The organism is Streptomyces sp. NPDC087859 (assembly GCF_044742595.1).
GTDB lineage: Bacteria > Actinomycetota > Actinomycetes > Streptomycetales > Streptomycetaceae > Streptomyces > Streptomyces canus_F.
Map to the genome: position 1 here is coordinate 107,736 of NZ_JBIUUU010000022.1, position 25,216 is coordinate 132,951.

The 25,216-nt window shown below is 71.5% G+C and carries 29 protein-coding genes; 12 read left to right on the top strand and 17 right to left on the bottom strand.

The annotated features are described in order from the left end of the window. Nucleotides 1–115 precede the first annotated feature (115 nt). Together ACIOHP_RS41065 and ACIOHP_RS41070 are read right to left on the bottom strand one after the other, a co-directional pair. Nucleotides 116–1,357 (bottom strand): glycosyltransferase, encoded by a 1,242-nt coding sequence (locus ACIOHP_RS41065; RefSeq protein WP_401895489.1) that lies wholly within the window; start codon nucleotides 1,355–1,357, stop codon nucleotides 116–118. Between the two features lie 113 nt (nucleotides 1,358–1,470). Next, on the bottom strand, nucleotides 1,471–1,977 hold the full coding sequence (locus ACIOHP_RS41070) for a GNAT family N-acetyltransferase (protein WP_401895490.1): 507 nt from the start codon (nucleotides 1,975–1,977) through the stop codon (nucleotides 1,471–1,473). An 83-nt stretch (nucleotides 1,978–2,060) separates the two neighbouring features. Here ACIOHP_RS41070 and ACIOHP_RS41075 point away from each other — a divergent pair, with 83 nt between their 5' ends. Both ACIOHP_RS41075 and ACIOHP_RS41080 read left to right on the top strand, forming a co-directional pair. Further along, entirely contained in the window at nucleotides 2,061–2,423 is a 363-nt protein-coding gene (locus ACIOHP_RS41075) for a DUF1304 domain-containing protein (protein WP_361549916.1), read from the top strand. Continuing rightward, nucleotides 2,420–2,983 (top strand): TetR/AcrR family transcriptional regulator, encoded by a 564-nt coding sequence (locus ACIOHP_RS41080; RefSeq protein WP_401895492.1) that lies wholly within the window; start codon nucleotides 2,420–2,422, stop codon nucleotides 2,981–2,983. Before ACIOHP_RS41075 ends, ACIOHP_RS41080 begins: the two co-directional genes overlap by 4 nt. 4 nt (nucleotides 2,984–2,987) lie before the next feature. Here ACIOHP_RS41080 and ACIOHP_RS41085 read toward each other — a convergent pair whose 3' ends face one another. Together ACIOHP_RS41085 and ACIOHP_RS41090 are read right to left on the bottom strand one after the other, a co-directional pair. Next, nucleotides 2,988–3,845 carry a hypothetical protein gene (locus ACIOHP_RS41085; RefSeq protein ID WP_401895495.1) on the bottom strand — a complete coding sequence of 286 codons (858 nt, stop codon included), beginning with the start codon at nucleotides 3,843–3,845 and terminating at the stop codon, nucleotides 2,988–2,990. A gap of 65 nt (nucleotides 3,846–3,910) precedes the next feature. Beyond that, nucleotides 3,911–4,861 (bottom strand): GlxA family transcriptional regulator, encoded by a 951-nt coding sequence (locus ACIOHP_RS41090; RefSeq protein WP_401895619.1) that lies wholly within the window; start codon nucleotides 4,859–4,861, stop codon nucleotides 3,911–3,913. Between the two features lie 80 nt (nucleotides 4,862–4,941). Between ACIOHP_RS41090 and ACIOHP_RS41095 the strand changes: the two genes are divergently transcribed. Further along, complete coding sequence (locus ACIOHP_RS41095) at nucleotides 4,942–5,892, top strand: NADP-dependent oxidoreductase (RefSeq protein ID WP_361549910.1); 951 nt, start codon at nucleotides 4,942–4,944, stop codon at nucleotides 5,890–5,892. A 6-nt stretch (nucleotides 5,893–5,898) separates the two neighbouring features. On the opposite strand, the gene ACIOHP_RS41100 is transcribed toward ACIOHP_RS41095, so the two are convergent. Together ACIOHP_RS41100 and ACIOHP_RS41105 are read right to left on the bottom strand one after the other, a co-directional pair. Continuing rightward, nucleotides 5,899–7,005, bottom strand: a complete 1,107-nt coding sequence (locus ACIOHP_RS41100; RefSeq protein WP_401895497.1) for an NAD(P)-dependent alcohol dehydrogenase — start codon at nucleotides 7,003–7,005, stop codon at nucleotides 5,899–5,901. A gap of 30 nt (nucleotides 7,006–7,035) precedes the next feature. Beyond that, complete coding sequence (locus ACIOHP_RS41105) at nucleotides 7,036–8,490, bottom strand: aldehyde dehydrogenase family protein (protein ID WP_401895499.1); 1,455 nt, start codon at nucleotides 8,488–8,490, stop codon at nucleotides 7,036–7,038. Nucleotides 8,491–8,593: 103 nt separating this feature from the next. On the opposite strand from ACIOHP_RS41105, the gene ACIOHP_RS41110 reads away from it, so the two are divergent. After that, nucleotides 8,594–9,031, top strand: coding sequence for a MarR family winged helix-turn-helix transcriptional regulator (locus ACIOHP_RS41110; RefSeq protein WP_401895501.1), 438 nt, complete (start codon nucleotides 8,594–8,596; stop codon nucleotides 9,029–9,031). 206 nt (nucleotides 9,032–9,237) lie between these two features. Continuing rightward, nucleotides 9,238–9,618, top strand: a complete 381-nt coding sequence (locus ACIOHP_RS41115; RefSeq protein ID WP_361549904.1) for an anti-sigma factor antagonist — start codon at nucleotides 9,238–9,240, stop codon at nucleotides 9,616–9,618. A gap of 6 nt (nucleotides 9,619–9,624) precedes the next feature. Here the strand turns inward: ACIOHP_RS41115 and tuf are convergent, their stop codons facing one another. Then, nucleotides 9,625–10,818 (bottom strand): elongation factor Tu, encoded by a 1,194-nt coding sequence (tuf, locus tag ACIOHP_RS41120; RefSeq protein WP_361549902.1) that lies wholly within the window; start codon nucleotides 10,816–10,818, stop codon nucleotides 9,625–9,627. Nucleotides 10,819–10,874: 56 nt separating this feature from the next. Beyond that, nucleotides 10,875–11,828 (bottom strand): ribose-phosphate diphosphokinase, encoded by a 954-nt coding sequence (locus tag ACIOHP_RS41125; protein WP_361549900.1) that lies wholly within the window; start codon nucleotides 11,826–11,828, stop codon nucleotides 10,875–10,877. 197 nt (nucleotides 11,829–12,025) lie between these two features. Between ACIOHP_RS41125 and otr(A) the strand changes: the two genes are divergently transcribed. Beyond that, the gene (otr(A), locus tag ACIOHP_RS41130; RefSeq protein ID WP_401895503.1) at nucleotides 12,026–13,888 is read left to right on the top strand and encodes a tetracycline resistance ribosomal protection protein Otr(A); all 1,863 of its coding nucleotides are present in this window, start codon (nucleotides 12,026–12,028) and stop codon (nucleotides 13,886–13,888) included. Here otr(A) and ACIOHP_RS41135 read toward each other — a convergent pair. After that, nucleotides 13,875–14,039, bottom strand: coding sequence for a hypothetical protein (locus ACIOHP_RS41135; protein WP_351685697.1), 165 nt, complete (start codon nucleotides 14,037–14,039; stop codon nucleotides 13,875–13,877). The genes otr(A) and ACIOHP_RS41135 overlap by 14 nt on opposite strands. A gap of 48 nt (nucleotides 14,040–14,087) precedes the next feature. Then, complete coding sequence (locus ACIOHP_RS41140; protein WP_401895506.1) at nucleotides 14,088–15,278, bottom strand: cytochrome P450; 1,191 nt, start codon at nucleotides 15,276–15,278, stop codon at nucleotides 14,088–14,090. 142 nt (nucleotides 15,279–15,420) lie between these two features. Here ACIOHP_RS41140 and ACIOHP_RS41145 point away from each other — a divergent pair, with 142 nt between their 5' ends. Continuing rightward, nucleotides 15,421–16,083, top strand: coding sequence for a DUF4230 domain-containing protein (locus ACIOHP_RS41145; RefSeq protein ID WP_307022909.1), 663 nt, complete (start codon nucleotides 15,421–15,423; stop codon nucleotides 16,081–16,083). 20 nt (nucleotides 16,084–16,103) lie between these two features. On the opposite strand, the gene ACIOHP_RS41150 is transcribed toward ACIOHP_RS41145, so the two are convergent. Continuing rightward, nucleotides 16,104–16,469 carry a hypothetical protein gene (locus ACIOHP_RS41150; RefSeq protein WP_401895508.1) on the bottom strand — a complete coding sequence of 122 codons (366 nt, stop codon included), beginning with the start codon at nucleotides 16,467–16,469 and terminating at the stop codon, nucleotides 16,104–16,106. 107 nt (nucleotides 16,470–16,576) lie between these two features. Here ACIOHP_RS41150 and ACIOHP_RS41155 point away from each other — a divergent pair, with 107 nt between their 5' ends. After that, nucleotides 16,577–17,209: a VanZ family protein gene (locus tag ACIOHP_RS41155; protein WP_401895510.1), complete on the top strand. Its 633-nt coding sequence runs from the start codon at nucleotides 16,577–16,579 to the stop codon at nucleotides 17,207–17,209. A 2-nt stretch (nucleotides 17,210–17,211) separates the two neighbouring features. On the opposite strand, the gene ACIOHP_RS41160 is transcribed toward ACIOHP_RS41155, so the two are convergent. Both ACIOHP_RS41160 and ACIOHP_RS41165 read right to left on the bottom strand, forming a co-directional pair. Then, nucleotides 17,212–17,982, bottom strand: a complete 771-nt coding sequence (locus ACIOHP_RS41160; RefSeq protein ID WP_361549890.1) for a sulfite exporter TauE/SafE family protein — start codon at nucleotides 17,980–17,982, stop codon at nucleotides 17,212–17,214. 72 nt (nucleotides 17,983–18,054) lie between these two features. Beyond that, nucleotides 18,055–18,291, bottom strand: coding sequence for a hypothetical protein (locus ACIOHP_RS41165; protein WP_046256887.1), 237 nt, complete (start codon nucleotides 18,289–18,291; stop codon nucleotides 18,055–18,057). 111 nt (nucleotides 18,292–18,402) lie between these two features. On the opposite strand from ACIOHP_RS41165, the gene ACIOHP_RS41170 reads away from it, so the two are divergent. From ACIOHP_RS41170 to ACIOHP_RS41180, 3 genes are all read left to right on the top strand, one after another. Next, a complete protein-coding gene (locus tag ACIOHP_RS41170; protein WP_401895622.1) occupies nucleotides 18,403–19,443 on the top strand; it encodes a PHP domain-containing protein in 1,041 nt (346 codons plus the stop codon). Between the two features lie 50 nt (nucleotides 19,444–19,493). Next, a complete protein-coding gene (locus ACIOHP_RS41175; protein WP_401895511.1) occupies nucleotides 19,494–20,168 on the top strand; it encodes an HAD family hydrolase in 675 nt (224 codons plus the stop codon). 294 nt (nucleotides 20,169–20,462) lie between these two features. Continuing rightward, entirely contained in the window at nucleotides 20,463–21,422 is a 960-nt protein-coding gene (locus tag ACIOHP_RS41180; protein ID WP_401895512.1) for an SDR family NAD(P)-dependent oxidoreductase, read from the top strand. An 8-nt stretch (nucleotides 21,423–21,430) separates the two neighbouring features. Here the strand turns inward: ACIOHP_RS41180 and ACIOHP_RS41185 are convergent, their stop codons facing one another. The 3 genes from ACIOHP_RS41185 to ACIOHP_RS41195 are packed head-to-tail and all read right to left on the bottom strand — an operon-like array spanning nucleotide 21,431 to nucleotide 23,753. Then, nucleotides 21,431–21,865, bottom strand: coding sequence for a hypothetical protein (locus tag ACIOHP_RS41185; RefSeq protein ID WP_401895513.1), 435 nt, complete (start codon nucleotides 21,863–21,865; stop codon nucleotides 21,431–21,433). Between the two features lie 2 nt (nucleotides 21,866–21,867). Then, nucleotides 21,868–23,451, bottom strand: a complete 1,584-nt coding sequence (locus tag ACIOHP_RS41190; RefSeq protein WP_401895514.1) for a helix-turn-helix domain-containing protein — start codon at nucleotides 23,449–23,451, stop codon at nucleotides 21,868–21,870. After that, a complete protein-coding gene (locus tag ACIOHP_RS41195) occupies nucleotides 23,448–23,753 on the bottom strand; it encodes a helix-turn-helix domain-containing protein (RefSeq protein WP_401895515.1) in 306 nt (101 codons plus the stop codon). The genes ACIOHP_RS41190 and ACIOHP_RS41195 overlap by 4 nt, the downstream gene beginning before the upstream one ends. Nucleotides 23,754–23,859: 106 nt before the next feature. On the opposite strand from ACIOHP_RS41195, the gene ACIOHP_RS41200 reads away from it, so the two are divergent. After that, on the top strand, nucleotides 23,860–24,873 hold the full coding sequence (locus ACIOHP_RS41200; RefSeq protein ID WP_401895516.1) for an SDR family oxidoreductase: 1,014 nt from the start codon (nucleotides 23,860–23,862) through the stop codon (nucleotides 24,871–24,873). Nucleotides 24,874–24,951: 78 nt separating this feature from the next. On the opposite strand, the gene ACIOHP_RS41205 is transcribed toward ACIOHP_RS41200, so the two are convergent. Further along, nucleotides 24,952–25,185, bottom strand: coding sequence for a hypothetical protein (locus ACIOHP_RS41205; RefSeq protein WP_361549876.1), 234 nt, complete (start codon nucleotides 25,183–25,185; stop codon nucleotides 24,952–24,954). Between the last annotated feature and the right edge of the window lie 31 nt (nucleotides 25,186–25,216).

Sequence of the window (25,216 nt, forward strand, 5' to 3'; positions counted from 1 at the left end):
GCGGCGGGGTGTGCGAAGGCGACTCGACGGACCTGGGGTCGAGCCGGGCGACGCGCCGTCGCCGTGGTCGGCGCGTCGCCGGAGGTGTGAGTGCCGGCTCGGGGTCACGCGTGGATCACCCGGACGCGGTGGTCCTCTCCTGACCGACGATGTCGAGGATGTGCTTCGCGGCCACCGTCGCCCCGTCGGTACGGACGGCGTCGGCCACGGCCCTCGCCCGCTCGCGGGTCTCGGGGGCCAGGGCGGTGCCGAGCGCGGCCGACAGGGACTCGACGGTCGGCGTCGGACCTTCATGGGCCGCGCCGATGCCCAGCTCGGCCACCCGCCCGGCCCAGTATGGCTGGTCCGCGAGCTGGGGCACGACGACCTGGGGCGTGCCGGCCCGGGCGGCCGTCGTCGTGGTGCCCGCGCCGCCGTGGTGCACGACGGCCGCCACCCGGGGGAACAGCGCCTGGTGGTTGGTGTCGCCGACGGCGAAGCAGTCGTCCTGGCCGTCGATCAGGCTCAGGTCGGCCCAGCCACGCCCGACGATGATGCGGCGCCCCTGCGCGCGGACCGCCTCGACCGCCACCTCGACGACATCCGTCGACTCACGCATGGGCATGCTGCCGAAGCCCACGAACACCGGCGGTGCACCGGCGTCCAGGAAGGCCACCAGGTCCTCCGGCAGCGGGCGCTCGTCAGGCATGGCCCACGCGCCGGTCTGTACGACGTCGAAGTCCGCCGTCTCCTGCCACGGGTCCAGGACGGGGTCCGTGGCCAGCCACGGCCGGTCGCCGATCACGTAGTCGCGGACGTCGTCCACCGGGGGCAGGCCGATCGACGCCCGGGTGGAGTTGAGCGCCTCGCCGAACAGCGCGTTGATGTTCTCGGCGTCCAGCTTCCACAGCACCCGGTTGTCGGTCACGTCCGTCGGCAGCGGCTTGCCCGGATACGCCAGCGGGCGGCGCCGTGGGGAGGGCAGGGTGAGCTGCTGGAAGGTGACGGACACGGCAGGGATGCCGGACTTCTCGGCCACGGACAGCGCGCCGGCCGCGGCCGAGATCATGCCGGTCGCCACCACCAGGTCGCACCCTTCGGCGGCCTCGGTGACCGCCTCCATCTGACTGGCCAGCACGGCGGCCGCGCGCTGGGGCAGGTTCGCGGCCGACGGCGGCGGCGCCTGGGTGGTCAGCGCACGCGCCGACGGGCCGACCGGCACCAGCTGCACGCCGATCCGGTCCAGCAGCTTCGCGAACTCCTCGTCCGCCGGTGCGCACACCCGTACCTCCGCGCCGAGCGCCCGCAGCTCCACGGCGAGCGCCGCCATCGGCTGGACGTCCCCGCGCGACCCGTACGTCGACAACAGAACTCGCACGTCGTGACTCCCCGTTCTCGTGTTTTCCGGCTTCGAGCGGAGATTCTGCGGTACCACGGGGGCCTTGCCGCAAGCCCCCCGGTGCGCTATATGTTGAACATGGCAAGGAGGGCTCAGTCCCCCTGCCCTTTCTTTTTGTCGCCGCCGAGCGCCTGCCGCAGGGTCACCAACCGCGGTGCGAATCCGCCCCGTTCGTAGAAGCGGATCGCGTCGGTATTGGCCGCGTACGCCGTCACCTCGGCCTCCTCGGCGCCCTGTCCCCGCGCCCAGTCGAGGAACTCCGTCACCAGAGCGGCCCCGGCGCGGGCCCGCCGGTGCTCGGGGCGGACGTACATGCTGACCAGGGTCGCGGACGTGACCAGCCGCCTGGCCGTGGCTCCGGTGACCGAACCCATCAGGTGTCCCACCACCCGCCCTTGATGGTCCACGACGAGCACGAGGCGCTCCGGGTCCTCCAGCGCGGCGGCGAACGACGCCGCCCCGTGCTCGTGCGGCCAGTGGACGTTGATGGTCGCGTCCCGGGTGCCGCCGTCCTCCGCGAAGAGCGCCGCGCTGGAGGCGACGAGTCCCGGTATGTCCTCGGCGCGGGCACGCCGCACCGTCACGTCCTGATCAGTCATCCCGGGAGGGTATCGGGAGCCGCTGACATCCTGGACACCTGTCCAGCTATAGTGGACGCCTGTCCAAGATACTGAGGGAGATCATGGAAGCGGTAGCGAACGTGCTGGTGGCCCTGGTGGCTGTGCTGCACGCGTACATCCTGGTGATGGAGATGTTCCTGTGGCAGAAGAAGCCGGGGATGTCCTTCCACGGCTTCGACCGCGAGATGGCCAGGGCCACCGCGCCGATGGCCGCCAACCAGGGGCTCTACAACGGCTTTCTCGCGGCGGGCCTGGTGTGGGGTCTGATCGCCGCCGACCCGACGGGCTTCGGCGCCCAGGTGTTCTTCCTGTCCTGCGTCGTCGTCGCGGGCGTGTACGGCGCGGTCACCGCCAACATCCGCATCCTCGCCGCGCAGGCCCTGCCCGGTGCGCTCGCCCTGGGCGCGGTCCTGCTGGCCCGATGACCCGCACCGCACCCGAGGACCCCCGGGCGGCGCGCACCCGGGCGAAGCTGCGCGAGGCGCTGCTCGCGGAGTGCGCCGAGCGCCCGCTCGCGGAGGTCGGCGTGGCCGCGCTGGTACGCCGGGCGGGGGTCGGACGAGCCACGTTCTACGTCCACTACGACGGCCTGGAGGCGCTGGCCGTCGACGCCTGCGCGGACGTCGTACGCGAGGCCGTGGAGGCATTGCACGCCTGGCGCGGACGGCCCGACCCGGTGCACGCACCGCCCGCGCTGCCGGCGTTCTTCGCCTCGCTCGCCCCCCATGCCGCGCTGTACCGGGCCCTGCTCAGCCCGGGCGGCGGCGGCCCGCTCGGCCGGGTCCTCCACCGCGACCTGCGGGCCTACAGTCTCCGCGAGCGCGAACTCGCGGGTGCCGCCGACGCCCCGCTGGTGGCCTCGGCGGTCGCCGCGACGTTCGCGGGCGTGCTGGGCGACTGGCTGCACGGACTGCTGGGGGGCGGCCCGCAGGACATCGCCGACCAGGTCTGGCAGTTGCTGGTCGCCCTGCACGCCAGCCGGTGACGCCTCACGCGCAGCCCATGCCGTCCTTGACCCGCGGCCAGGCCTCCACGCCGTCGGAGGTGCGGACGTACGCCGTCTCCTTGTCGTCCGTCAGCCACAACTTCCAGTCCCGCAGGCGGTATCCGGTGTCCTCGGCGTCCGCGGGCATGGTGACGTCCCCCCGGTAGGGGGTCTCCAGCATCTCGTCGCCGAGCACGCCGTCCGGATCACGGGCGTACAGGACACTGTCCTTTCCCTCGCCCGTGCCCAGGAAGTGCGCCTTCTGCCAGTCGCAGTGGGCGGATCCGACCGAGCTGCTGATGACGGTGATCGGCACCCGCTCGCCGTTCCGGTCGGTCCAGACCTCGTAGTCCCTGGAGTCGGTCCAGCTCGCCGGGAACTCGGCCGGATCGCAGGAGGCACTGGTCTCCGGGCCCCAACCGGGCCGGTTCTTGCGGTCCTTGGCGACGATCACCGCCACCTTGGTCCGGCCGTCCACGTCGTAGGAGAAGAGGACACGGCCGCCCTCCTCGCGCTCCACCCGGTAGCCCTCGAGCGGTACCTCGGGCTGCTCGATCTCGAAGTACGCCTCGAGCCCGCCCTCCGGCGTCTCTCCTCCGTCGCCCTTGCTCCACGGTTCGCTGCCGCCGGCCGTGAAGATCTCCCCGTCGCACTCCAGGGCCCGGGCCGCCGCGCCGGTGTCGACGAGGTCGGCACGGTCGTCCTTCTCCTCGTCCCACGCCTTGCCGTGGATGTACATCGGTCCGCTGTAGGGCGTGGGCGGCGCCGCGCCCTCGACGACCATGTCCTCCTCGGTCCCGCTCCCGCACCCCGCGGCGGCCACCGCCATCAGCGCCGTCAGTGCCATCAAGCCTCTGCGCATCCCCACCCCTGTTCACCGACCGCAGTCCTGATCCTCCGACGTGGCAGGGGCGGGAAACGTTCGGTTCAGCGGGCGGCCGTCTGGAACGTCCGCCGGTAGGCCTGCGGCGACACCCCGATCGCCGCGTGCAGATGCTGGCGCAGCGAGGCGCCGGTGGCGAAACCGACATGGCCCGCGATCTGGTCCACCGGCAGGTCGCTGGACTCCAGCAGGTGCCGGGCCCGGGCCACCCGCTGCTGGATCAGCCAGCGGCCGGGGCTGAGACCGACCTCGTCCTGGAAGCGGCGGGCGAAGGTGCGCAGGCTCATCCGGGCGTGGGCGGCGAGGTCGGTGAGGGTCAGTGGTTCGTCGAGGCGCGTCAGCGCCCACTCCCGGGTGGCGGCGGTGCTCGTCGCCCCGAGTTCCGGCACGGGCTGCTCGATGTACTGCGCCTGGCCGCCGTCCCGGAACGGCGGGACCACACAGCAGCGGGCGACGAAGTTGGCCAGTTCGCTGCCGTGGTCCGTGCGCACCACATGCAGACAGACGTCGACACCGGAGGCCGCTCCGGCCGAGGTGAGGATCCGCCCGTCGTCGACGAAGAGGACGTCCGGGTCGAGGGCGATGTGCGGGAACATCGCCCGGAACCGGTCGGCGAGCTGCCAGTGGGTGGTGGCCCTGTGACCGTCGAGCAGGCCCGCCGCCGCGAGGACGAAGGCGCCGGTGCAGATCGACACGATCCGCGCGCCGGAGGGGATCAGGGCGAGGGCGGAGCTCACCTCGTCGGAGAGCTCGGCGGTCACCCGCTCCGCTGAGACGGGCGCGATCACCACCGTGTCGGCGGTGGCCAGCACCTCGGGACCGTGGTCGACCGCGATCGTGAAGTCGGCGTTGCTGCGCACCGGACGGCCGTCGACCGTACAGGTCAGCACCTCGTACCGGCCGCCGGCGGCGTTGAAGATCCGGCTGGGGATACCGAGCTCGAAGGGGTACACGCCCTCGAGAGCCAGGACCACGACTCGTTCGACCCGCTGCATGTCACGCATGGCACGATTCTATCGAAGGTTGGCAATCATGCCATTTTCCGCGCGGGCGGACGCGGGCACGCTGGTTCACCATGAGCACTGTGAAGACGATGCGAGCCATCAGCCAGGACGTCCTCGGCGGTCCCGAGGTCTTGAAGGAAGTCGAGCTGGAGCGGCCTCAGCCGCGCACCAACGAGGTACTGGTCCGGGTACGGGCCGCCGGCGTCAACCCGACGGACTGGAAGCATCGCGCCACCGGCGGCTTCCTGGGCGAGCCGCCCTTCGTGCTCGGCTGGGACGTGTCGGGGGTGGTCGAGGCGGTCGGGATCGGCGTCGCCCGGTTCAAGCCCGGCGACGAGGTCTTCGGCATGCTGTCGTACCCCTACGGACACGGTTCGCACGCCGAGTACGTCACGGCGCCGGCCCGGACGTTCGCGCACAAGCCGGCGTCGGTCGGCCATGCCGAGGCGGGCGCGCTGCCCCTGGTTTCCCTGACCGCCTGGCAGGCGCTGGTGGAGTACGCCGACGTCCGGCCGGGACAGCGGGTGCTGATCCATGCCGCGGCCGGCGGGGTCGGGCATGTGGCCGTGCAGATCGCCAAGGCGCGGGGCGCGTATGTGATCGGCACGGCGAGCGCGGGCAAGCACGAGTTCCTGCGCGGGCTCGGCGCGGACGAGACGATCGACTACCGGGAGACGGACTTCGCCGAGGCCGTCAAGGACATCGACGTCGTGCTCGACACGATCGGCGGCGACACGTCCGTGCGCTCGCTGCGTGTCCTGCGCCCGGGCGGGCTCGTGGTGTCGATCCTGCCGGTCGGATCGCCGGAGTTCTTCGAGGAGGCCGAGCGGCTCGGCGTCCGGGCGCTGCGCATGCTGGTCGACGCCTCCCATTCCGGGTTGAAGGCGATCGCGGAGCTGGTGGAGGCGGGGAAGCTGCGCCCCGCGATCGCCGGCACCTTCCCGCTGGCCGAGGCCGCCGAGGCACACAGGATCGGCGACACCGGCCGGACCACGGGGAAGCTGGTTCTGACGGTGGACTGACCGGGGTCAGAACGTCAGCACGGGCTTGATCGCCTTGCCCGCGCCCATGTCCCGCACCGCCTGGTCGATGTCCGCGAACGGATAGGTGCTGATCAGGCGGTCCAGCGGGAGCCGCCCCGCCTTCACCAGGTCGACCAGGGCGGGGATGAAGGACTGGGTCTCGGCGTCGCCGAGGGTGAGGCCGACGATCCGCTTGCCGCCGAGCAGCCCGTTGACGTCGAGGGCGACCTCGCTGCCGAACGGCGGGGCGCCGACGACGACCAGGGTGCCGCGGGCTCCGAGCGCGTCGACGCCCTGCCGCAGCACGGCGACGTTGCCGGTGGTCTCCACGACACCGTCCGCGCCCCGCCCCCCGGTGATCGCGGCCAGAGATTCCACGAGGTCCGCCTCACCCGCGTTGACGGTGTGGGTGGCGCCCAGCTCCCTTGCCAGGGAGAGGCGTTCACCGACACGGTCGACGGCGACGATCGTGGTGGCGGGCGTGAGGGCGGCGGCCATGACGGCGGACAGGCCGACCGCCCCGGCGCCGAGGACCACGATCGTGCTGCCCGTGACCGGCTTCAGCACGTTCCACACGGCGCCGACACCGGTCTGTACGCCGCAGCCCAGCGGGGCGATCGACTCCAGCGGCACGTCGGGGTCGACCTTGACGAGGCTGCGCTCGTCGACCAGTGCTCTCTCGGCGAAGGAGGACTGGCCGAAGAAGTGGCCGCCCAGCGCCTCGCCGTCCCGGCTGATGGTGCTGCTGCCGTCGGCCCGGCGGCCGCCGATGAGGTTCAGCGGCAGCCAGGTCGCGCAGTACGCCGGGTGGCCGCCGTTGCAGTTGCCGCACTCGCCGCAGGACGTGAACGACAGCACGACGTGGTCGCCGGGTTCGATGCCGGTGACGGCCGGGCCGACGGCCTCGACGACACCGGCGCCTTCGTGACCGAGGACGCCGGGCAGCGGGAAGGGCAGCCCGCCGCTCGCCACCCCCAGGTCCGTGTGACACAGACCGGTGGCGACCATGCGGACGACCGCCTCGTGCGGTCCGGGCTCGTCCAGCTGGACGTCAGTGAGGGTGAACGGTGCTCCGCCGGACTCGACGACGGCGGCGCGGGTGGTGATGGGCATCGCGGTAACTCCCTTTGGTTTCAGGCGCGTTCAGTCGAGCGAGACGACGACGGACTTGGTCCTGGTGTAGGCGGCGAGGGCCTCGGGGCCGTACTCCCGCCCGAATCCGGAGTCCTTGACGCCGCCGAAGGGGACCGCGGGGTCGAGCATCGCCCAGTCGTTGACCCAGACGATGCCCGCCTGGAGCTTGTCGGCGATGCGGTGGGCGCGGGCTAGGTTGGATGTCTGGATGCCCGAAGCCAGGCCGTACGGCGTGGAGTTGGCGAGCCGGATCGCCTCCTCCTCGGAGTCGAAGGGCTGCACGGTGAGGACCGGGCCGAAGATCTCCTCCTGGATCACCCGGGAGTCGTTCGGCAGGTCGGCGATGACGGTGGGCTTGTAGTAGAAGCCGCCGTCCAGATCGAGGCGTTCGCCGCCGCAGACGATGCGAGCGCCCTCCTTGCGGGCCAGTTCGACGTACTCCTCGACCTTCTTGAGGTGCTTCTCCCCCGCCATCGGCCCGATGACGGTCTCCGGCAGCCGGGGGTCGCCGAGCGGGACGCCGGGCACGGCCTGCTCCAGGATGCCCAGCAGGGTGGCGTAGACCGAGCGGGCCACCAGCAGCCGCGGGCCGCCCATGCAGAACTGGCCGGAGTTGAAGACGAAGCCCTTGATGATCGCGCCGACGGCCTTCTCCAGCTCGGCGTCCTCGAAGACGACGTGGGCCGCGTTGCCGCCCAGCTCCATGGTGACCGGCTTGAGGGCCTCGCCGGCGACGCTCGCGGCGTGCCGGCCGACCGCGGTGGAGCCGGTGAAGGCGATCTTGTCGACACCGCTGTGCCGCAGCAGCGCCTCACCCGCGACCGGGCCCGCGCCGGTCACGACGTTGACCACACCGTCGGGGACCCCCGCCCGCTGGAACAGTTCGGCCATGTAGAGGGCGCTGAGCGGGGTCTCGTCGGCCGGCTTGTGCACGACCGTGTTGCCCGCCGCCAGCGCCGGGGCGATCTTCGAGCCGGCCAGGATCAGCGGGAAGTTGAAGGGGGTGATCGCGGCGACCACACCGAGCGGCTCGCGCCGGGTGTAGGCGAGGGCGTTCATGGGGGTGTCGCGGTTGGCGCCGTGCAGGGTGTGGGCGAGGGCGGCGAAGTGCTCGTAGTCGTTGGCCGCGTTCGTCACGTCGACGGCGTGCGCCAGCGTGATCGGCTTGCCGACGTCGAGGCTCTCCAGGTGGGCTATCTCGTCGGCGTTCTCGCGGATCAGCTCCGCGACGCGGTGCAGGATGCGGCCGCGTTCCCGGCCGCTCAGACCGGACCAGGAGCCGTCGTCGAAGGCCTCCCGTGCGGCGCGCACGGCCGCGTCCACGTCGGCGGCGCCCGCCTCCGCGACGGTGGTGACGACAGTGCCCCGGGACGGGTCGAGGACCTCGGTGCGCGCTCCGTCGGCGGCCTCGCGCCACTGTCCCCCGATGAACAGCCGCCCGGGTTCGATCTCGAAGGTGGTCATCACCGCTCCTCAGCTCCATTGCCAAGATTTCAACAAACAGGTTTCCTGTTGGTTCGCAGTCTCATTACACACAGGATTCCTGTCAATGCTCTAGGCTGAACTCATGCTCGAGACCCAGGCGACCAAGGCGACCCCGTCACTGCTCTACATGGTCAAACAAGTGGAACTCGTCGTCCGTTCCCACCTCGACGAGCTGGTCAAGCCGTCCGGGATCACGGCGCTGCAGTACACCGCCCTGACGGTCCTGGAGCGGCACGACGGGCTGTCGGCGGCACAGCTGGCCCGCGACTCGTTCGTCACCGCCCAGTCCATCGCCGATCTCGTACGGTCGCTGGAGAACCGCGGACTGGTGCGCCGGGAGCGGAATCCGCGCAACCGCCGGGAGCTGCTGATCCTGCTCACCGACGCCGGCCGCGAGCTGCTCGCCCGGCACGAGGAGCCCGTGCGGGAGCTGGAGGAGCGGATGGTCCGCGATCTCACCACGCACCAGACCGAGCAGTTCCGTCAGTCGCTGACCAGGGCCTGGCACGCCTTGTCATAAGGCCGCTTCTGAATTCACAGACATATGTCAATCGAACATGCTCAAATTCACTCCATCGAGGGTAACTTGCAGTGCGGGGCAAGGATTTGCGCTCACTCGGGACCCGGGGACACGGCTGCGCTCGTACGCTCGCTGCACGATGTCACCCCGGCCCCCGGTGACCTGCGAACCCGCGGCTTGAGGAGCTGGTTGGAGGCGATGTCGTCGTGCAGCAGGAACCTGCACCGCTGAGTCGGCATCTGCGTATCCACCAGGACCGCGGACACACCGTGCTGGAGTTCCGCGGCGAGATCGACATCGCGGCGGCGCTGGAGATCGTCCCGTACCTGGACCGGGTCACCGGACGCGACGGCGCCCGGATCGTGATCGACCTCGGGCAGGTCGAGTTCTTCGACTGCTCCGGACTGCGCCTGCTCTACCGCGCCCGCACCCGGGTCCTCGACCACGACGGCCGGTTACACCTGGTCTGCACCGATCCCCTCACCCTGCGCATCATGCGGGTCACCGGCCTGCACCGGCTGCTGCCCGCCCACCCGACGCTGGACGCGGCCCTGGGGCAGTCCGAGGCCACGTCCGGCTCGCTGTGAAGGCGTCTACTTGAGGATCTTGGTGACCTGACCGGCGCCCACGGTCCGCCCGCCCTCACGGATGGCGAACTTCAGCCCCTCCTCCATGGCGATGGGCTGGATCAGCTGCACCAGCATCGTCGTGTTGTCGCCCGGCATGACCATCTCGGTGCCCTTGGGCAGGGTCACCACACCGGTGACGTCCGTCGTACGGAAGTAGAACTGCGGGCGGTAGTTGTCGAAGAACGGCGTGTGCCGGCCGCCCTCGTCCTTGGACAGAACGTACGCGCGTGCCTCGAACTCCTTGTGCGGGGTGACCGTGCCCGGCTGGATCACGACCTGTCCGCGCTCGACGTCCTCCCGTTTGATGCCGCGCAGCAGCAGCCCCACGTTCTCCCCCGCCCGGCCTTCGTCGAGGAGCTTGCGGAACATCTCGATGCCGGTGACGGTGGTCCTCGTCTTCTGCTCGTGGATGCCGATGATCTCGACCTCCTTGTTGACGTGCAGCACCCCGCGCTCGATCCGGCCGGTGACGACCGTGCCGCGCCCGGTAATTGTGAAGACGTCCTCGATCGGCATCAGGAACGGCTTGTCCACGTCGCGCTGCGGCTCGGGGACCGCCGTGTCGACCGCGTCCAGCAGATCGAGCACCGACCGGGCCCACCGCTCGTCGCCCTCCAGCGCCCTGAGCGCCGACACCTGGATCACGGGCACGTCGTCGCCGGGGAACTCGTACTCGGTGAGCAGCTCGCGCACCTCCAGCTCGACGAGCTCGAGGATCTCCTCGTCGTCCACCATGTCCGTCTTGTTCAGGGCGACGACGATGTACGGCACACCGACCTGCCGGGCGAGCAGGACGTGCTCCTTGGTCTGCGGCATCGGCCCGTCGGTGGCCGCGACGACCAGGATCGCACCGTCCATCTGGGCCGCGCCGGTGATCATGTTCTTGATGTAGTCGGCGTGACCCGGGCAGTCGACGTGCGCGTAGTGCCGGTGCTCGGTCTGGTACTCGACATGCGCGATCGAGATGGTGATGCCGCGCTGCCGCTCCTCGGGCGCCTTGTCGATCTGGTCGAAGGGCGTGAACGGGTTCAGGTCCGGATACCTGTCGTGCAGCACCTTCGTGATGGCCGCGGTGAGCGTGGTCTTGCCGTGGTCGATGTGCCCGATGGTGCCGATGTTCACATGCGGCTTGGTCCGCTCGAACTTCGCCTTAGCCACTGGGGCCTCCAGGTCACCTGAGTGATGCCGGGCGTCACCCGGCTACCCCTCCATGTCTATTCGCTCCGCGGCGCGTCGAACAGGGCACTGACGGACTCGCCGTTGTGAATGCGCCGCACGGCCTCGGCGAGCGCGGGGGCGATGGACAGGATCCGCAGCTTCTCCGTGCGCTCCTCCTCGGGCACCGGCACGGTGTTGGTGCAGACGATCTCCAGGATGTCGGGCTGCTCGCCGATCCGCTTGAGCGCGCCCGCCGCGAACAGACCGTGCGTGCAGGCGATCCGGATCGAGCGCGGCTTCAACTCCCGCAGCCGTTCCAGGAGTTCCAGTACGGTGCTGCCCTTGGCGATCTCGTCGTCCAGCACGATGACATCCCGGTCGGTGACCTCGCCGATGACGGAGTTGATGCTGACCCGGTCGTCCGCGAACCGCTGCTTGGCCCCGGCCGCCACCTGCGCGCCGATCAGCCGGGCGAAAGCGGCGGCCTCCTTGACGTTGCCGAGGTCCGGGGAGACGACGGTGGTGCGGGAGAGGTCGTACTGCTGGAAGTGCGCGGCCAGTTCGCGCAGCGCGTGCAGATGGTCGACCGGGACCGAGAAGAACCCGTGCACCTGCGGCGAGTGCAGCGTCATGGCGAGGACACGGCTCGCGCCGGCCGACACCAGCAGGTCGGCGACGAGCCGTCCGCCCAGCGAGATACGGGGCTCGTCCTTCTTGTCGGAGCGGGCGTAGGAGTAGTGCGGCATGACGACGGTGATCCGGCGGGCCGAGGCCCCGCGGGCGGCGTCGCACATCAGCAGCAGCTCGACGAGGTTCTCCTGGACCGGCTTGACCAGCGGCTGGATGAGGAAGACGTCCCGCTCCCGGCAGTTGGCCTGGAGCTGCACCTCCAGACAGTCGTTGGCGAACCGGCTGACCCGCGTGGGGCTCAGCGGCACCCCCAGGTGTGCGCAGACCTCCGCCGCCAGCTCGGGGTGGGCACTACCGCTGAACACGGCGATGTCTCGCACGATCCACTCCTAGCATGATCATTTCGGGCTGCCGGAGCCATGCTACTGACCGGGAAATTCGGTTGCGGCGCCGCACCCGGCTCAGGCCATGATGGCGACGTCCGTGTTCCCTCACGTCAGGACCACCCGCATGCGCCGACTCCTCGGAATCCACCAGCCCTTCCACAGGCCCACGGTTCTCGAGGACGCGACCCCGTATGCACACCCTGAACATCGGAATTCTGGCCCACGTCGACGCCGGTAAGACCAGCCTCACCGAGCGGCTGCTGTTCGACCACGGCACGATCGACCGGCTCGGCAGCGTCGACGCCGGTGACACCCGAACGGACGACGGCGCCATCGAGCGGCGGCGCGGGATCACCATCCGCTCCGCGGTCGCCGCGTTCACCGTCGACGACACCCGGATCAATCTCATCGACACCCCCGGGCACTCGGACTTCATCGCCGAGGTCGAGCGCGCCCTGGAGGTCCTGGACGGGGCGGTCCTGGTGCTGTCCGCCGTGGAGGGCGTCCAGGCGCAGACCCGCGTCCTGATGCGCACCCTGCGCCGGCTGCGGCTGCCCACGCTCGTCTTCGTCAACAAGATCGACCGGCCGGGGGCCCGCGCCGAGGGCCTGCTCCAGGACATCCGCCGCAAGCTGACCCCGCATGTCGCGCCGATCGGCGGGGTCCGGGGCATCGGCACGCCGGACGCCCGCGTGACACCCCTGCGCCACGGCGACGCACTGGCCGAAGCCCTCGCCGACCTCGACCCGGACCTCCTCGCGGCCGTCGTGGACGGCCCCGCGCCCACACCGGACGACCTGCACAAGGCCCTCGCCGCCCACACGGCCGACGGCTCCTTCCACCCCGTCCTGTTCGGCTCGGCCCTCGGCGGCCAGGGTGTGTCCGGCCTGGTCGAGAGCGTGGTCCGGCTGATCCCGCCCGCACCGACGACCGGGAGCACCACCCCTCGCGGCACGGTGTTCGCCGTCCGGCCGGGACCCGGCGGCGAGCGCACGGCGTATCTCCGGCTCTACGACGGTGAGGTGACGGAACGTCAACGGCTGACGTTCCGGCGGCGCGACGCCGACGGCGGGACCCGTGAGGTGTCCGGCCGGGTGACACGCCTCGACGTGACCGGCGGCGGCAGCGGCCCGCTCACCGCCGGGAACATCGCGGCGCTCACGGGTCTCGCGGGTGTCCGCGTCGGCGACCGGCTCGGCGAACTCACGGACCGAGCGCCGCAGTTCGCACCCCCGACCCTGGAGACCGAGGTCAGCGCCCGGCGCCCCGAGCAGGCCGCCCGCCTGCGCTCCGCGCTCCTCACCCTCGCCGACCAGGACCCGCTGATCCACGCCCGCCCGACGGACGCCGGCACCACCGCGCTCCTGCTGTACGGCGAGGTCCAGATGGAGGTCCTGGCCGCGACCCTCGCGCAGGACTTCGGTGTCGAGGCCGACTTCGCACCCGGGCGGGTCCGGTTCCTGGAGCGGCCGCGCGGGGTCGGCGAGGCCGGTGAGGAGTGCCCGTGGCTCGACGGCACCCGCTTCTGGGCGACGATCGGGCTGCGGGTGGAGCCGGGACCGCGTGGTTCCGGCGGGGTGTTCACGTACGAGACGGAACTCGGCGCACTCCCCCGGGCGTTCCACTCGGCCATCGAGGAGACGGTCCACACCAGCATGCGGACCGGGCTCTTCGGGGCAGCCGTGACGGACTACCGGGTGACCCTCGTCCGGTCCGGCTTCGTCGCGCCGCTGAGCACGGCCGCGGACTTCCGCGGACTCACCCCGTACGTGCTGCGCCGGGCCCTGGAGCGGGCGCGGACCCGGCTGTACGAGCCGTACCACGCCTTCGAGACGGAGGTCCCGCTGGACGCGCTGGCCCCGGTCACCGCCCATCTCGCGGCGCTCGGCGCCGAGTTCACCGGTACGACGGGCGGGAGCACGTCGTGGGTGATCACAGGCGAGATCGCGGCCAGGCGGGTGCGCGAGGTCGAGCTACGGCTGCCGGGACTGACGCACGGGGAGGGGGTGTGGTGGTCCAGACCCTCGGGCGATCGCGAACTCAGGCCGGGATGAGGCCGATCACCAGGGACAGGGGCAGGAAGACCAGCGCGACCGCCATCAGCCAGCCGGCCCTCGAGGACGACCTCGAACCGACCAGGGCGCAGAACGGCACGGCGATCATCAGGTAGATCCACAACGGGACGATGAGGAAGCCCGCCCCCACGATTACCTCCTCGCGCCACGATTTGAACGCGTTCAACTCTATCGTGGCTCACCACGACACGGGGAGATGCAGCGGACTGCGTGTCATCTGCCCCACCCGCCATTCGATCGTCTCCGGAGTGAACTCGGCCCGGAGCCCCGGGAAGCGCACGGCCAACTGGTGCAGGGAGAGCTCGAGTTCCAGGCGGGCGAGCCAGGCGCCGAGGCAGTGGTGGGGGCCGGCGCCGAAGGTGATGCTCGGCGCGGTCAGGGGGGCGGAGAGGTCGGGCGGGCCCGGCGGGAAGACGTCGGGGTCGCGGCTCGCGGTGTTGGTCTGGAGGGCGACCACACCGCCCGCGGGGATCAGCACCCCGCCGACCTCGACGTCCTCGACCGCGCGCCGGATCAGGCCCGGCAGCACCTTTCCCTCGCTGAGCGGGACGGTGCGCAGCAGTTGTTCGGCGGCGACCGCCGCGGACTCCTCGTCGCGGGCGAGCAGCGGCCAGCCGTCCCGTCCGTCGGTGAGGAGGTGGACGACGGCGTTGCCGAGCGAGGTCATGGTGGTCTCGTGTCCGGCCACGACCAGCCCGCAGACCAGGGTGATCAGCCGCCGCTCCTCGATGCCCAGCTCGTCGCCGGCTGCCACGAGGCCGCTCACCAGGTCGTCGCCCGGCTCCTTGCGCCGCTCGGCGACCAGCCCGGCGGCGAACATGCCGAACTCCGTCATCGCCTCGACCACTTCACCCGCCTGGTGCGCGCCGCCGGACAGGGCGTGGTCGGCCCAGTGCCGGATCCGTTCGCGGTCCACGTGGTCCAGGCCCATCAGCCGGCAGATCACCGACACGGGCAGCGGCCGGGTGAATCCCTCGATGATGTCGGCCGGTTGCGGCTGTGCGGCGAAGTCGTCGAGGAGCGAGGCGACCACCGAGCCCACCCAGGGCCGCCAGCGGGCGATGGCCCGCGGGGTGAACGCCCGCTGCACGGTGCCGCGCAGCAGCTGGTGGGCGGGTCCGTCCTGGTTGATCAGGCCGTTGGGGTCGTCGAGCAGGTTGGGGACGACGAGCAGGGGCGGGGCGTTCGGGGCGTGCAGGGAGCTCCGGTCGAACCGCGGGTCCATGAGCACCTGGCGCACCTCGGCGTACCGGGTCACGAGCCACACCGGGGTGCCGGTCGCGAGGGTGCCGAGGCGGGGCGGCCCGTGCTCGGGGAGGCTGATGCGGTGCATGGGGCAGAGCGGCCGGGTCGTGCTGTCTGGACTCATCCGGGTCTCCAGAAGCGCCGGTTGGGAAGGCTTACCACGCTAGTGCGCCGCCCATGCCTCCGTCAGCGGTGGCAATCGGCCAACACTCCGGTCTGACAAGGGTTTTGGAGGGCATTCGAACAGCAGGAAGGAGGGCCGTCACATGACGACTCCCATCAGGCGCATGTCCAAGCGCATGCCCGGCTGGGCGAAGTTGGTGAGCGCCGTCGTACTGGTACTCATCGTGTTCTTCGCCGGTATCCGGCTGAGCGTGCTCCCGGGCCTCAAGGACCTGTTCGGCACCGAGACGCATGACCGTTCGGGCCCCGCACTGCTGGAGTCCATCCAGGACCTCAGCCGCTACGACGCCGCCTCCGGCAACTTCCAGGTGGTCGTGGACCTGGAGAAGGACGCCAAGTACCTGCCCGACGCGATCCGCGGCACCCGCACCCTGTACGTCGGGGCGGGCACCGTCGACGCGTATGTCGACCTCGGCAAGGTGGCCAAGGACGACGTGACGGTCAACGAGGACCGCACGACGGCCACGCTGCATCTGCCGCACGCGCAGCTGGGCAAGCCCGCCCTGGACACCGACCGCTCCTACGCGGTGTCCAAGCAGCGGGGCCTCCTGGACCGGCTGGGCGACCTGTTCTCGGACAACCCGAACGGCGAACAGGCCGTGCAGAAGCTGGCGACGAAGCACATCGGTGACGCGGCGAAGGACAGCGGCCTGACCAAACGCGCCGAGGCCAACACCACCGACATGCTCGAAGGCCTGCTGACCTCCCTCGGCTTCAAGGAGGTGCGCGTGTCGTTCGGGACCTGACCGTCTCCTTCGCGACCTGATCAGGAGGTCAGGATGCCCGGCAGGGCCAGGGCGCCGAGCAGTCCGGCGCCGACCGGCAACCAGGCCACGTAGTCCCCGATGTGCCCGGACCGCAGGCGCCGCGGCGACAGCGCCCAGCCCGGTGCGGCGAGCGGCTTCGGGCGGGTGACCGCCACGGCGGCGAGGCCCACGGGCGGCGCCGTCGCGACGAGTCCGAGCAGCACTCCGACCGGCGTCCAGTGCACGGAGGCGACGACGACACCCCCGGACCCGGCTTCGTTCACGGCGTGGGCCACCACGTCGGCGAAGCCGGGTGCCACACCCACGGCGAGCGCCCCGGCGAGCGGTACCGCCGGGACCGCCGTCCCGGAGTGCCCCGCCCGCACGACGGGAAACCGCGGGTGCTCCCGACCCGCCGGGGCGCGGCCGCATTGTCGGCTCGATCGCGGGTAATCGCCTTACGTCGCAGGGAAGTTGAAGACTGGAGGACCGCATGGCCCGTACAGCCTTACGTCCGCGTTCCGCGTTCCGCCTGCGCACCGGCAAGACCGGGACCGCGAAGACAGGGACGGCCGAGCCGGAGTCCGCCAAGTCCGGGACCGATCCGAAGAAGAGGGCCCCGAAGAAGAGGGCCCCGAAGGAAAGGACCACCAAGGAGACGACCGCTCCGGAGGAGAAGCGCAGCTTCCTCGCCCTCGTCCGCCGCTTCGTGGCGATGGTGGCCGCGTTCGCGTTCATGGTGGCGTTCGCCGTCGTGCTGGCCCGGCTCACTCTGGAGCCCTCGCCCGCGTCGGAGGCGCTCACCCACACCAATCTGCACCCGGGCCGTTCCCTGCGGGCCTACCTCGATCAGCCGGAACTGCGGGACGCCGGCAAGCAGATCGGCGGCAACCTGTTGCTGGGCATACCGTTCGGCGTGCTGGTCCCCGTGGTCGCCCCGCAAACCCGTGGTGTCCTGCGCGTGCTTCTGCTGACGGCTGTCGTGATGCTGCTGGTGGAGTTCGCCCAGGGGGCGATGATCACCGGGCGGGCCTTCGACATCGACGACGTCATCCTCAACACCACCGGGGCACTGATCGGTTACGTCCTGCTGGGGCGGCGGCTGAGCCGGGCGGTGCACCGCTGACGTCAGCGGACGGACAACTGGACGATGGCCGCCGTACCCACCACCACGATCAGTCCGCGCAGGACCGCCGGGTGGAGACGGCGGCCCGCGGCCGCTCCGGCCTGCCCGCCCACGGCGGAGCCGACCGCGAGCAGGGCGACGGCGGTCCAGTCGAAGTCGGCGACGACGAGGAAGAAGAGCGCGGCGACGGTGTTGACGACGGCGACGAGGACGTTCTTGACGGCGTTGAGGCGCTGCAGGCCGTCGTCGAGGCGCAGTCCCATCAGGGAGACGTAGATGATTCCCTGGGCGGCGGAGAAGTAGCCGCCGTAGACGCTGGCCAGCGTCAGTCCCACGATCAGCGGCGGGCCGCCGTCGGCGGGCGCGGTGCGGCCTTCGCGGGCACGTCGGTCGCGCAGCCGCCGGCCGATGAGCGGCTGGAGGACGACCAGCACCAGCGCGAGACCCACCAGGACCGGCACGATCCGCTCGAACGCCGAGGCCGGCAGGGCGAGCAGGAGCGTGGCACCCGTCAGGCCGCCCACCAGGGCACCGGCGCTCCACGTGAGGATGCGCCGGCGCTGGCCCGCCAGTTCCCGCCGGTATCCGATGGCCGCGCTGATCGAACCGGGGATCAGGCCGAGCGCGTTGGAGACCGCGGCCGTGACCGGCGGCAGGCCTACCGCGAGCAGCACCGGAAAGCTGATCAGCGTCCCCGACCCGACGGCCGCGTTGACGGCACCGGCACCGAGGCCAGCGGCGAGGACGGCGAGCAGCTCTCCGGGATCTTCCATGAGGGGAGCTTAGAAACCGAACGCTTCGGCGAGGACCGAAACGTCCCGCACACCCCTGACGGGCCCTGGTTCCTAGTGCCGGGTCCAGGTGAACTTGTCCCCGCCCACCCAGCGCACCACGTCCGGGTCGTCGAGGTCGTGGACCGTGATGCCCCACGCGGCGGCGGCCTCCAGCACATCGGTGACGGCTTTCGCCTCACCGACCACCTCTCCGTCGATCTCCACGATCCGGAACGGCGGGGTACCGGGCTGCACCCCGAGCACCAGGATGCGCGGATTCGAGATGTACGGGCTCGCGATTTCGGTCATGCCATAGAGCGTAGAACGCATTGCGCAAGAGGGACATGAGAGGGCAAAGGCACCCCCGTGTCCGCCGTGCGAGCCCCGCACGGCTGGGGAACCCTGGAGGAGGAGGTGGCGATGGACCCCGTCGAGGCACTGGACCGGATCGCCTTCCTGCTGGAGCGGTCCCTGGCGCCGACGTACCGCGTACGCGCCTTCCGTACGGCTGCCCGGGTGCTGGCGGCACTGCCCGAGGGGGAGGTGCGCGAGCGGGCGGAGGCCGGGACGCTGGAGTCGCTCAAGGGAGTCGGGCCGAAGACGGCGAACGTGGCACGTGAGGCGCTCGCCGGACAGGTGCCGGGGTATCTGGACCAGCTGGAGCGGGAGGCGCCCGCCGGGCCGGCCGTGCGGGGCGGGCAGCGGCTGCGGGCGCTGCTGCGGGGCGACTGCCATCTGCACTCCGACTGGTCGGACGGCGGCAGCCCCATCGAGGAGATGGGCCGGACGGCGGCCGAGCTCGGGCACGAGTGGGCGGTGCTGACCGACCACTCCCCGCGGCTGACCGTGGCCCGCGGCCTGTCCCCCGAGCGACTGCGCGAGCAGCTGGACGTGGTCGCGGAACTGAACGCCGACTGGGCGCCCTTCCGGCTGCTCACCGGCATCGAGTGCGACATCCTCGACGACGGTTCGCTCGACCAGGACGAGGAGCTGCTCCAGCGGCTCGACGTCGTGGTCGTCTCCGTGCACTCCAAGCTGCGCATGGACGCCCGCTCGATGACCCGCCGCATGGTGGCCGCCGTACGCAATCCGCACGCGGACGTCCTCGGCCACTGCACCGGACGGCTGGTCACCGGCAAGGGCCGGCCCGAGTCGGAGTTCGACGCCGGGGAGGTGTTCGCGGCGTGCGCCGAGTCGGGCACCGCCGTGGAGATCAACAGCCGGCCCGAGCGGCTCGACCCGCCCCGGCGGCTGCTGCGGCAGGCCGTGGCGGCCGGCGTGCTGTTCTCCGTCGACACCGACGCGCACGCGCCCGGCCAGCTCGACTGGCAGATCCTCGGCTGCGCCCGGGCCGAGGAGTGCGGGGTTCCCGACGAGCGTGTGGTCACCGCCTGGTCCCTGGAGGAGCTGCTGGCCTGGACCCGGGAACGCCGGGTGCCCGCCGGAGTGACCGGCCCCTGACGTGGTACTCGTGCGCCGCGGTGTGCGATGCGGTGCGAGGAGGACGGAATATGGAACGCGCGGCGGTGTTCGACGTCGACGGAACACTGGTCGACACCAACCATCTTCATGTGGCGACCTGGTGGGAGGCGTTCCGCCAAGCGGGTCATGACGTGCCCATGCACGCCATCCACCGGGCGGTGGGCCTCGGCTCCGAGGACCTCGTCGCCCACCTGATCGGCGAGCACCGGGCGAAGCGGGAGGCGGACGCGCTGAGCTCCGCCCACAAGGCCCTCTACGGCCAGTACTTCGACCGGCTGCCCGCGCTGCGCGACGCGGGGCGGCTGCTGCGGCGCCTCGAGCACGAGGGCTGGACGGTGGTGCTGGCGACCTCGGCGGGCGGTGCGGAACTCTCCGCGCTGCGCCGCGCCATCGGCGCCGACGACGCCATCACCGCCACCGCGAGCGCCGACGACGTCACCGAGGGCAAGCCGGCACCGGAGCCCGTCGAACACGCCCTGGAACTGGCGGGCGTACCGCCCGAGCGCGCGCTGTTCGTCGGCGACACCGTGTGGGACATGAAGGCGGGCAGCCGGGCCGGGGTGTGCTGCGTGGGCGTGCTGTGCGGCGGCATCCCGCGCGCGGACCTGGTGGAGGCGGGAGCGGAGACGGTCTACGACGACCCCGCCCAGCTGCTCGCTTCCCTCGCGGACAGCCCGTTCGCCCGGCTGTCGTCCGAGCGGTGACGCAGATCACGTCATAACGCGACAGGCCGGGGAACACCCAAGGGTGGTTGCCCGTTGAACCACACGTGGGTGCGGATGGGACAGTGTCCCCGGGCCTCACCTTTTGCCCACAGGGACGATCGTTCGGCTGAAGCCCTGTGGAGCCTTTCGCCGAGAGGCGACCGCCATCCGCGCCCACATCAGAGCCGCCCCGACCGTGATTCCCCCGTCCGGTCGGGGCTTTCCTCTGCCCGGACCCTTCCCCGGAAGGCTCCGCTTGACTTCGAGCGCACTCCAATTCGTAGCGTTCCCGGCATGAGCACTGCACAGCACAAGATCGGATCGGGCTTCGACGCCCGCAGCACCGCCGACGACGTTCTCGCCGGCCTCGACCTCACCGGCAAGCTCGCGGTCGTCACCGGTGGCTACTCGGGACTCGGCCTGGAGACCACGCGTGCGCTCACCAAGGCGGGCGCCCGGGTGGTCGTCCCGGCCCGCCGGCCCGCGGCCGCCCGGGAGGCCGTGGCGGACATCGACGGCGTCGAGGTGGACGAGCTGGACCTCGGCGACCTGGACAGCGTGCGCGCCTTCGCCGAGCGGTTCCTCGCCTCGGGCCGCCGTATCGACTTCATGATCGACAACGCCGGCGTCATGGCGTGCCCGGAGACGCGGGTCGGCCCCGGCTGGGAGGCGCAGTTCGCCACCAACCACCTCGGACACTTCGCGCTGGTCAACCGGTTGTGGCCGGCGATCGCGCCCAACGCCCGGGTCGTCTCCGTCTCGTCCCGCGCCCACCACTTCTCGGGCATGCGCTGGGACGACGTCCAGTGGACGCGCAACTACGACAAGTGGCAGGCCTACGGACAGGCCAAGACGGCGAACGTCCTGTTCGCCGTCCACCTGGACCGGCTCGGCCGTGAATCCGGTGTCCGCGCCTTCTCGCTGCACCCCGGCGGCATCTTCACCCCGCTCCAACGCCACATCCCCAAGGCCGAGATGGTCGAGCGCGGCTGGATCGACGAGGACGGCGCCTTCCTCAACCCCGAGGGCTTCAAGACCCCGGAACAGGGCGCGGCCACCCAGGTGTGGGCGGCGACCTCACCTCAGCTCGAAGGCCTCGGCGGCGTCTACCTGGAGGACTGCGACATCGCCGAGCCCGCTGTCGACGGCGACCAGAGCGGCGGGGTCAAGGCCTGGGCGACCGACCCGGAGCAGGCCGCCCGGCTGTGGGAGCTGTCGGCGGAACTGACGGGCGTGAACGCGTTCCAGGCCTGACCCGGGCGCTACCCGACCCGACAGTAGAGGCCCTGCTCGCGACGTCGGGCACTGTCGGCGAGAACCGCCAGACCGCCCACGATCCCGTGGGCGGTCTGCGCGTCGAAGACCTCGCCGTCCCGCGCCCGCAAGGCCACCCACGAGACGGCGACCTCACGGAGCCGGGACTCCCCGGCCGCGGCGAGTGCGGCGCACAGCCGGGGCGAGAGCGCGAACACGAGGCACTCGTCCTCGACCCGGTCGGCGACCGTACGGGGTTCCCCGGCCTCCACGAGGTCCGCGAACGTGCCGCCGACGAGGAGGCACTCCCACTCGACCACGGCCTCCTCGACGTCGAAGTTACCGAGGGGGAGCGACTCGTGGGCGGACCCCGGCCGGGCCCGCAGCGTCATGGCGGCCGACGTGTCGTCCGGCGCCACGAAGAAGTCGATCACGGTGCTCACCGTCAGTCTTCCCCCTCCCCCGCGGCCGTGGGGTCGACGTCCTCGCCGACGGTGTACGTCTCCTTGACCTTCACGTCGGAGACCCCGCGGCCCTCCGGGAAGACCCGTCGCCAGTCGCCGATGACGTGCAACTCGTCGGTGCCCATGGCGCGGACGACCATGAGGCCCTCCTCGTGGGCCTTGTAGGCCTTCATCCAGAGGTTGGCGAAGGCCTGGGAGCGGATGAGGTGCATCCAGTCGGGGCGGTAGAGCTCCCGGTTGTAGTTCGACTCGCCCATGGTGGAGACGAACTTGGAGTACATCGCCTTCACGTACTCCAGCGTCACCTCGTCGTCCTCGGCGATCGCCCGGTCCCGGGCGTCCTTCAGCGCGACGCGGAACTTCTCCAGGAGACTCTCGGTCGCGCCGGAGGTGAACGACTCGTGGATCTCCGGCGGGTCGCACAGCCCGTACTTGGGACCCGACAGGCGCAGCAGCAGGCGCAGGGTCGGTTCGGTGACCCAGAGCGGTCCGGGCTCGTCGCGGTTGCCGATCGGGTTGGGCAGGTGGGCGTCGTGGTCCCACTCGGAGGGGGTGATCAGATGGACGCCGGCCCGGCGTCGGTCGTGGTCGAAGCCGGTGGAGTGTTCCAACTGTCCGATCGGCAGATGGGTCTTGAGCGCCGACAGGTAGGCGCCGTTGATGTCGAGGGCGGTCACCTCGTGGGCACCGGAGGGGAGTTCGGTCCGCGCCCACTTGGGGCGGGCCTCCCAGATCCGGTCCGCGCCGCGGGCCGACTGCTTGCGCAGCACGTCCGGGATCCAGGGGTGCGCCACGACGTCGTAGCGACCGCCCTTGCGGGTCTCGTCCAGCAGCGCCATGGCGTCCGGGATGGCCCGCTTGACCAGGGCCGCGGTCGCCGCCTCCAGGTCGCCGTCGTGCTTCTCCAGGGCGGCGGCCACCGCGGCGCCGATCAGATCCGGTTCCTGCGAGGCGGTCTGCATACGGCGTCCGACGGGGACGACGCGGACCGGACCGGCGGCGCGGTCGCGCCGCGCGGGGGCCGGTGTGCGGCCCTCGGCCGGGGCCGGCTCCTCGCGCCGGGGCGGAGCGACCGGCGACGCCACGGGATCCGGCGCCGGTGTACCGCAGTCGGCGGGATCCAGATGCTGGGGGAAGCCCGCGACCTGGTGCCGGGCGGGCATACCGCACAGGACGCACGGCCGGGGAGCCGACAGGGCCTCGACCTCGTCCGGCTCACCCGTCTCGCCGGTCCCGGCACGGGACTCGTCGGCCTCGTCGGCCTCGGTCTCCGGCTCCACGACGTGCTCGGCGCCCGGTGTCCCGGCCGCCTCCCCCGTCTCCGCCGCCAGTTTGGCCTGCGCCCCCTCCAGGAAGTAGGCGTACTTCTCGCGCACGGCCCCGCCCGGGTCCCGCCCCGCTTCCCAGCCACCGACGGTGGAGGGGCTGACACCGAGCGCCTGGGCCACCTGGGACCGGGAGAGGTTGAGGCTCTCCCGCAGCTCACGCCGCACGTCGGCCGGTGGCAGCGGCACCTCCTGGCGGGCGCCCGCCAGGAGCGCGTCGATCGCCTCGAAGTCCGTCATCGAGTCACCGCCGTCGGTCCCGCGGCCCGGCGCCGCCGCACGGGCAGCGTCTCGCAGGCCCGGGTCGGCCCGGCGAGCAGATCGAGCACGTCGATGCCGAAGTGCGCGGCGAGCGCGTCGCAGTCGGCCAGGCTCCAGGCGGCGCTGCCGGACTGACGGCGGCTCACCTGCGCCTGGCTCACCCCGAGCGCGACGGCGACCTCCGCCTGCGACTCACCCGTCGCGTGCATCAGCGCGGCGACCGAAGACCTCACACGTTCTCCCAAGGACAGTCCCACCCCGCCAACCCTACCCGGCCTCATGCGTCAGTCGTATGAACCATGCTGGAGGCGCAAGTACGGCGTTGCATCCTCTCCGCCCGGGTACTCGGTCCGCCCCGTCGCTGGGCAAGCCCGAGAGGAGCCGGACGTGAGCAGGATCGTTGTCACGGGCGCCACCGGAAACGTCGGCACGAGTGTGGTGCGTCTGCTGTCGGAGGATCCGGAGGTCGACTCCGTGCTGGGGCTGGCGCGCCGGATCCCCGACTGGTCGCAGCCGAAGACGGACTGGTCCGCGGTGGACCTGTCGTCGCAGCAGGCGGATCTGGAGAAGGAGTTCGCGGGCGCGGACGCGGTGGTGCACCTGGCCTGGGCGTTCCAGCCGACGCACGATCCGGCGGCGACCTGGCGGACCAACGTGCTGGGCTCCATCCGGGTCTTCGAGGCGGTGGCCGCCGCCGGGGTGCCCGCGCTGGTGCACGCGTCGTCGGTCGGCGCGTACTCGCCGGGGCCGAAGGACGAGGCCGTGGACGAGTCGTGGCCCACGCACGGCTGGCCGGATGCCGCGTACTGCCGGGAGAAGGCGTATCTGGAGCGGGCCCTGGACACCTTCGAGCGTGATCACGCCGAGGTGCGGGTGGTGCGGATGCGGCCGGCGTTCCTGTTCAAGCGGGAGTCGGCGAGCGAACAGCGCCGGATCTTCGGCGGCCGCTTCCTGCCGGGTCCGCTGGCCCGTCCGGAGCTCCTGCCGTTCCTGCCCGACATCCCCGGACTGCGGGTCCAGGCCCTGCACACGGACGACGCGGCCAAGGCGTACCGCCTCGCGGTCCACTGCGATCTGCGCGGCGCCTTCAACCTGGCGGCCGAGCCGCCGGTCGACGCGGAACTGCTCGGCGAGATGCTCGGCACCCGCCGCGTCCGGCTGCCCCGCACCGCGGCCCGCTCGGCACTCGCCGCCGCCTGGGGGCTCCACCTCCTCCCGGCCTCCCCGCACCTCTTCGACGCGGTCCTGCGCCTCCCGCTGATGGACTGCACCCGCGCCCGTACGGAACTGCGCTGGAATCCCGAGCACACGGCGAACGAGGTGCTGGAGGAGTTCCTCAAGGGCCTCCAGCAGGGCGCGGGAGCGAGCACGGAACCGCTGCGGGGGCGGAAGGTGGGCTGAGACAGACCGGCGCCTGTGCCGTCCCGGGACGGCACAGGCGCATATGCGGGCGGTTAAGGAGGCGGCGCACGGCCGAAGTCAGCCGGTGGGCTCCTCCGGTACCGGTTGCTCGGACTGGGCGCCCGCCTGGCGCGGTGCGCCCTGGCGGCCGGTGCCCGCCTCGTCGGTGTCGGGGACCTCGGCGTCGGGTTCTCCCGTGTCGGCCGCCTCGGGATCCGCGTCCCAGGGGTCCTCGCCCTCGCCCGCCTGCTGGTCCGGCATGTCCCGCGGTACGGGCTCATCTCCGGGGCGTTTGCCGTGGTAGTCGGCCATGGCGTCCTCCCTTCGCGTGGTCCGGGCGACT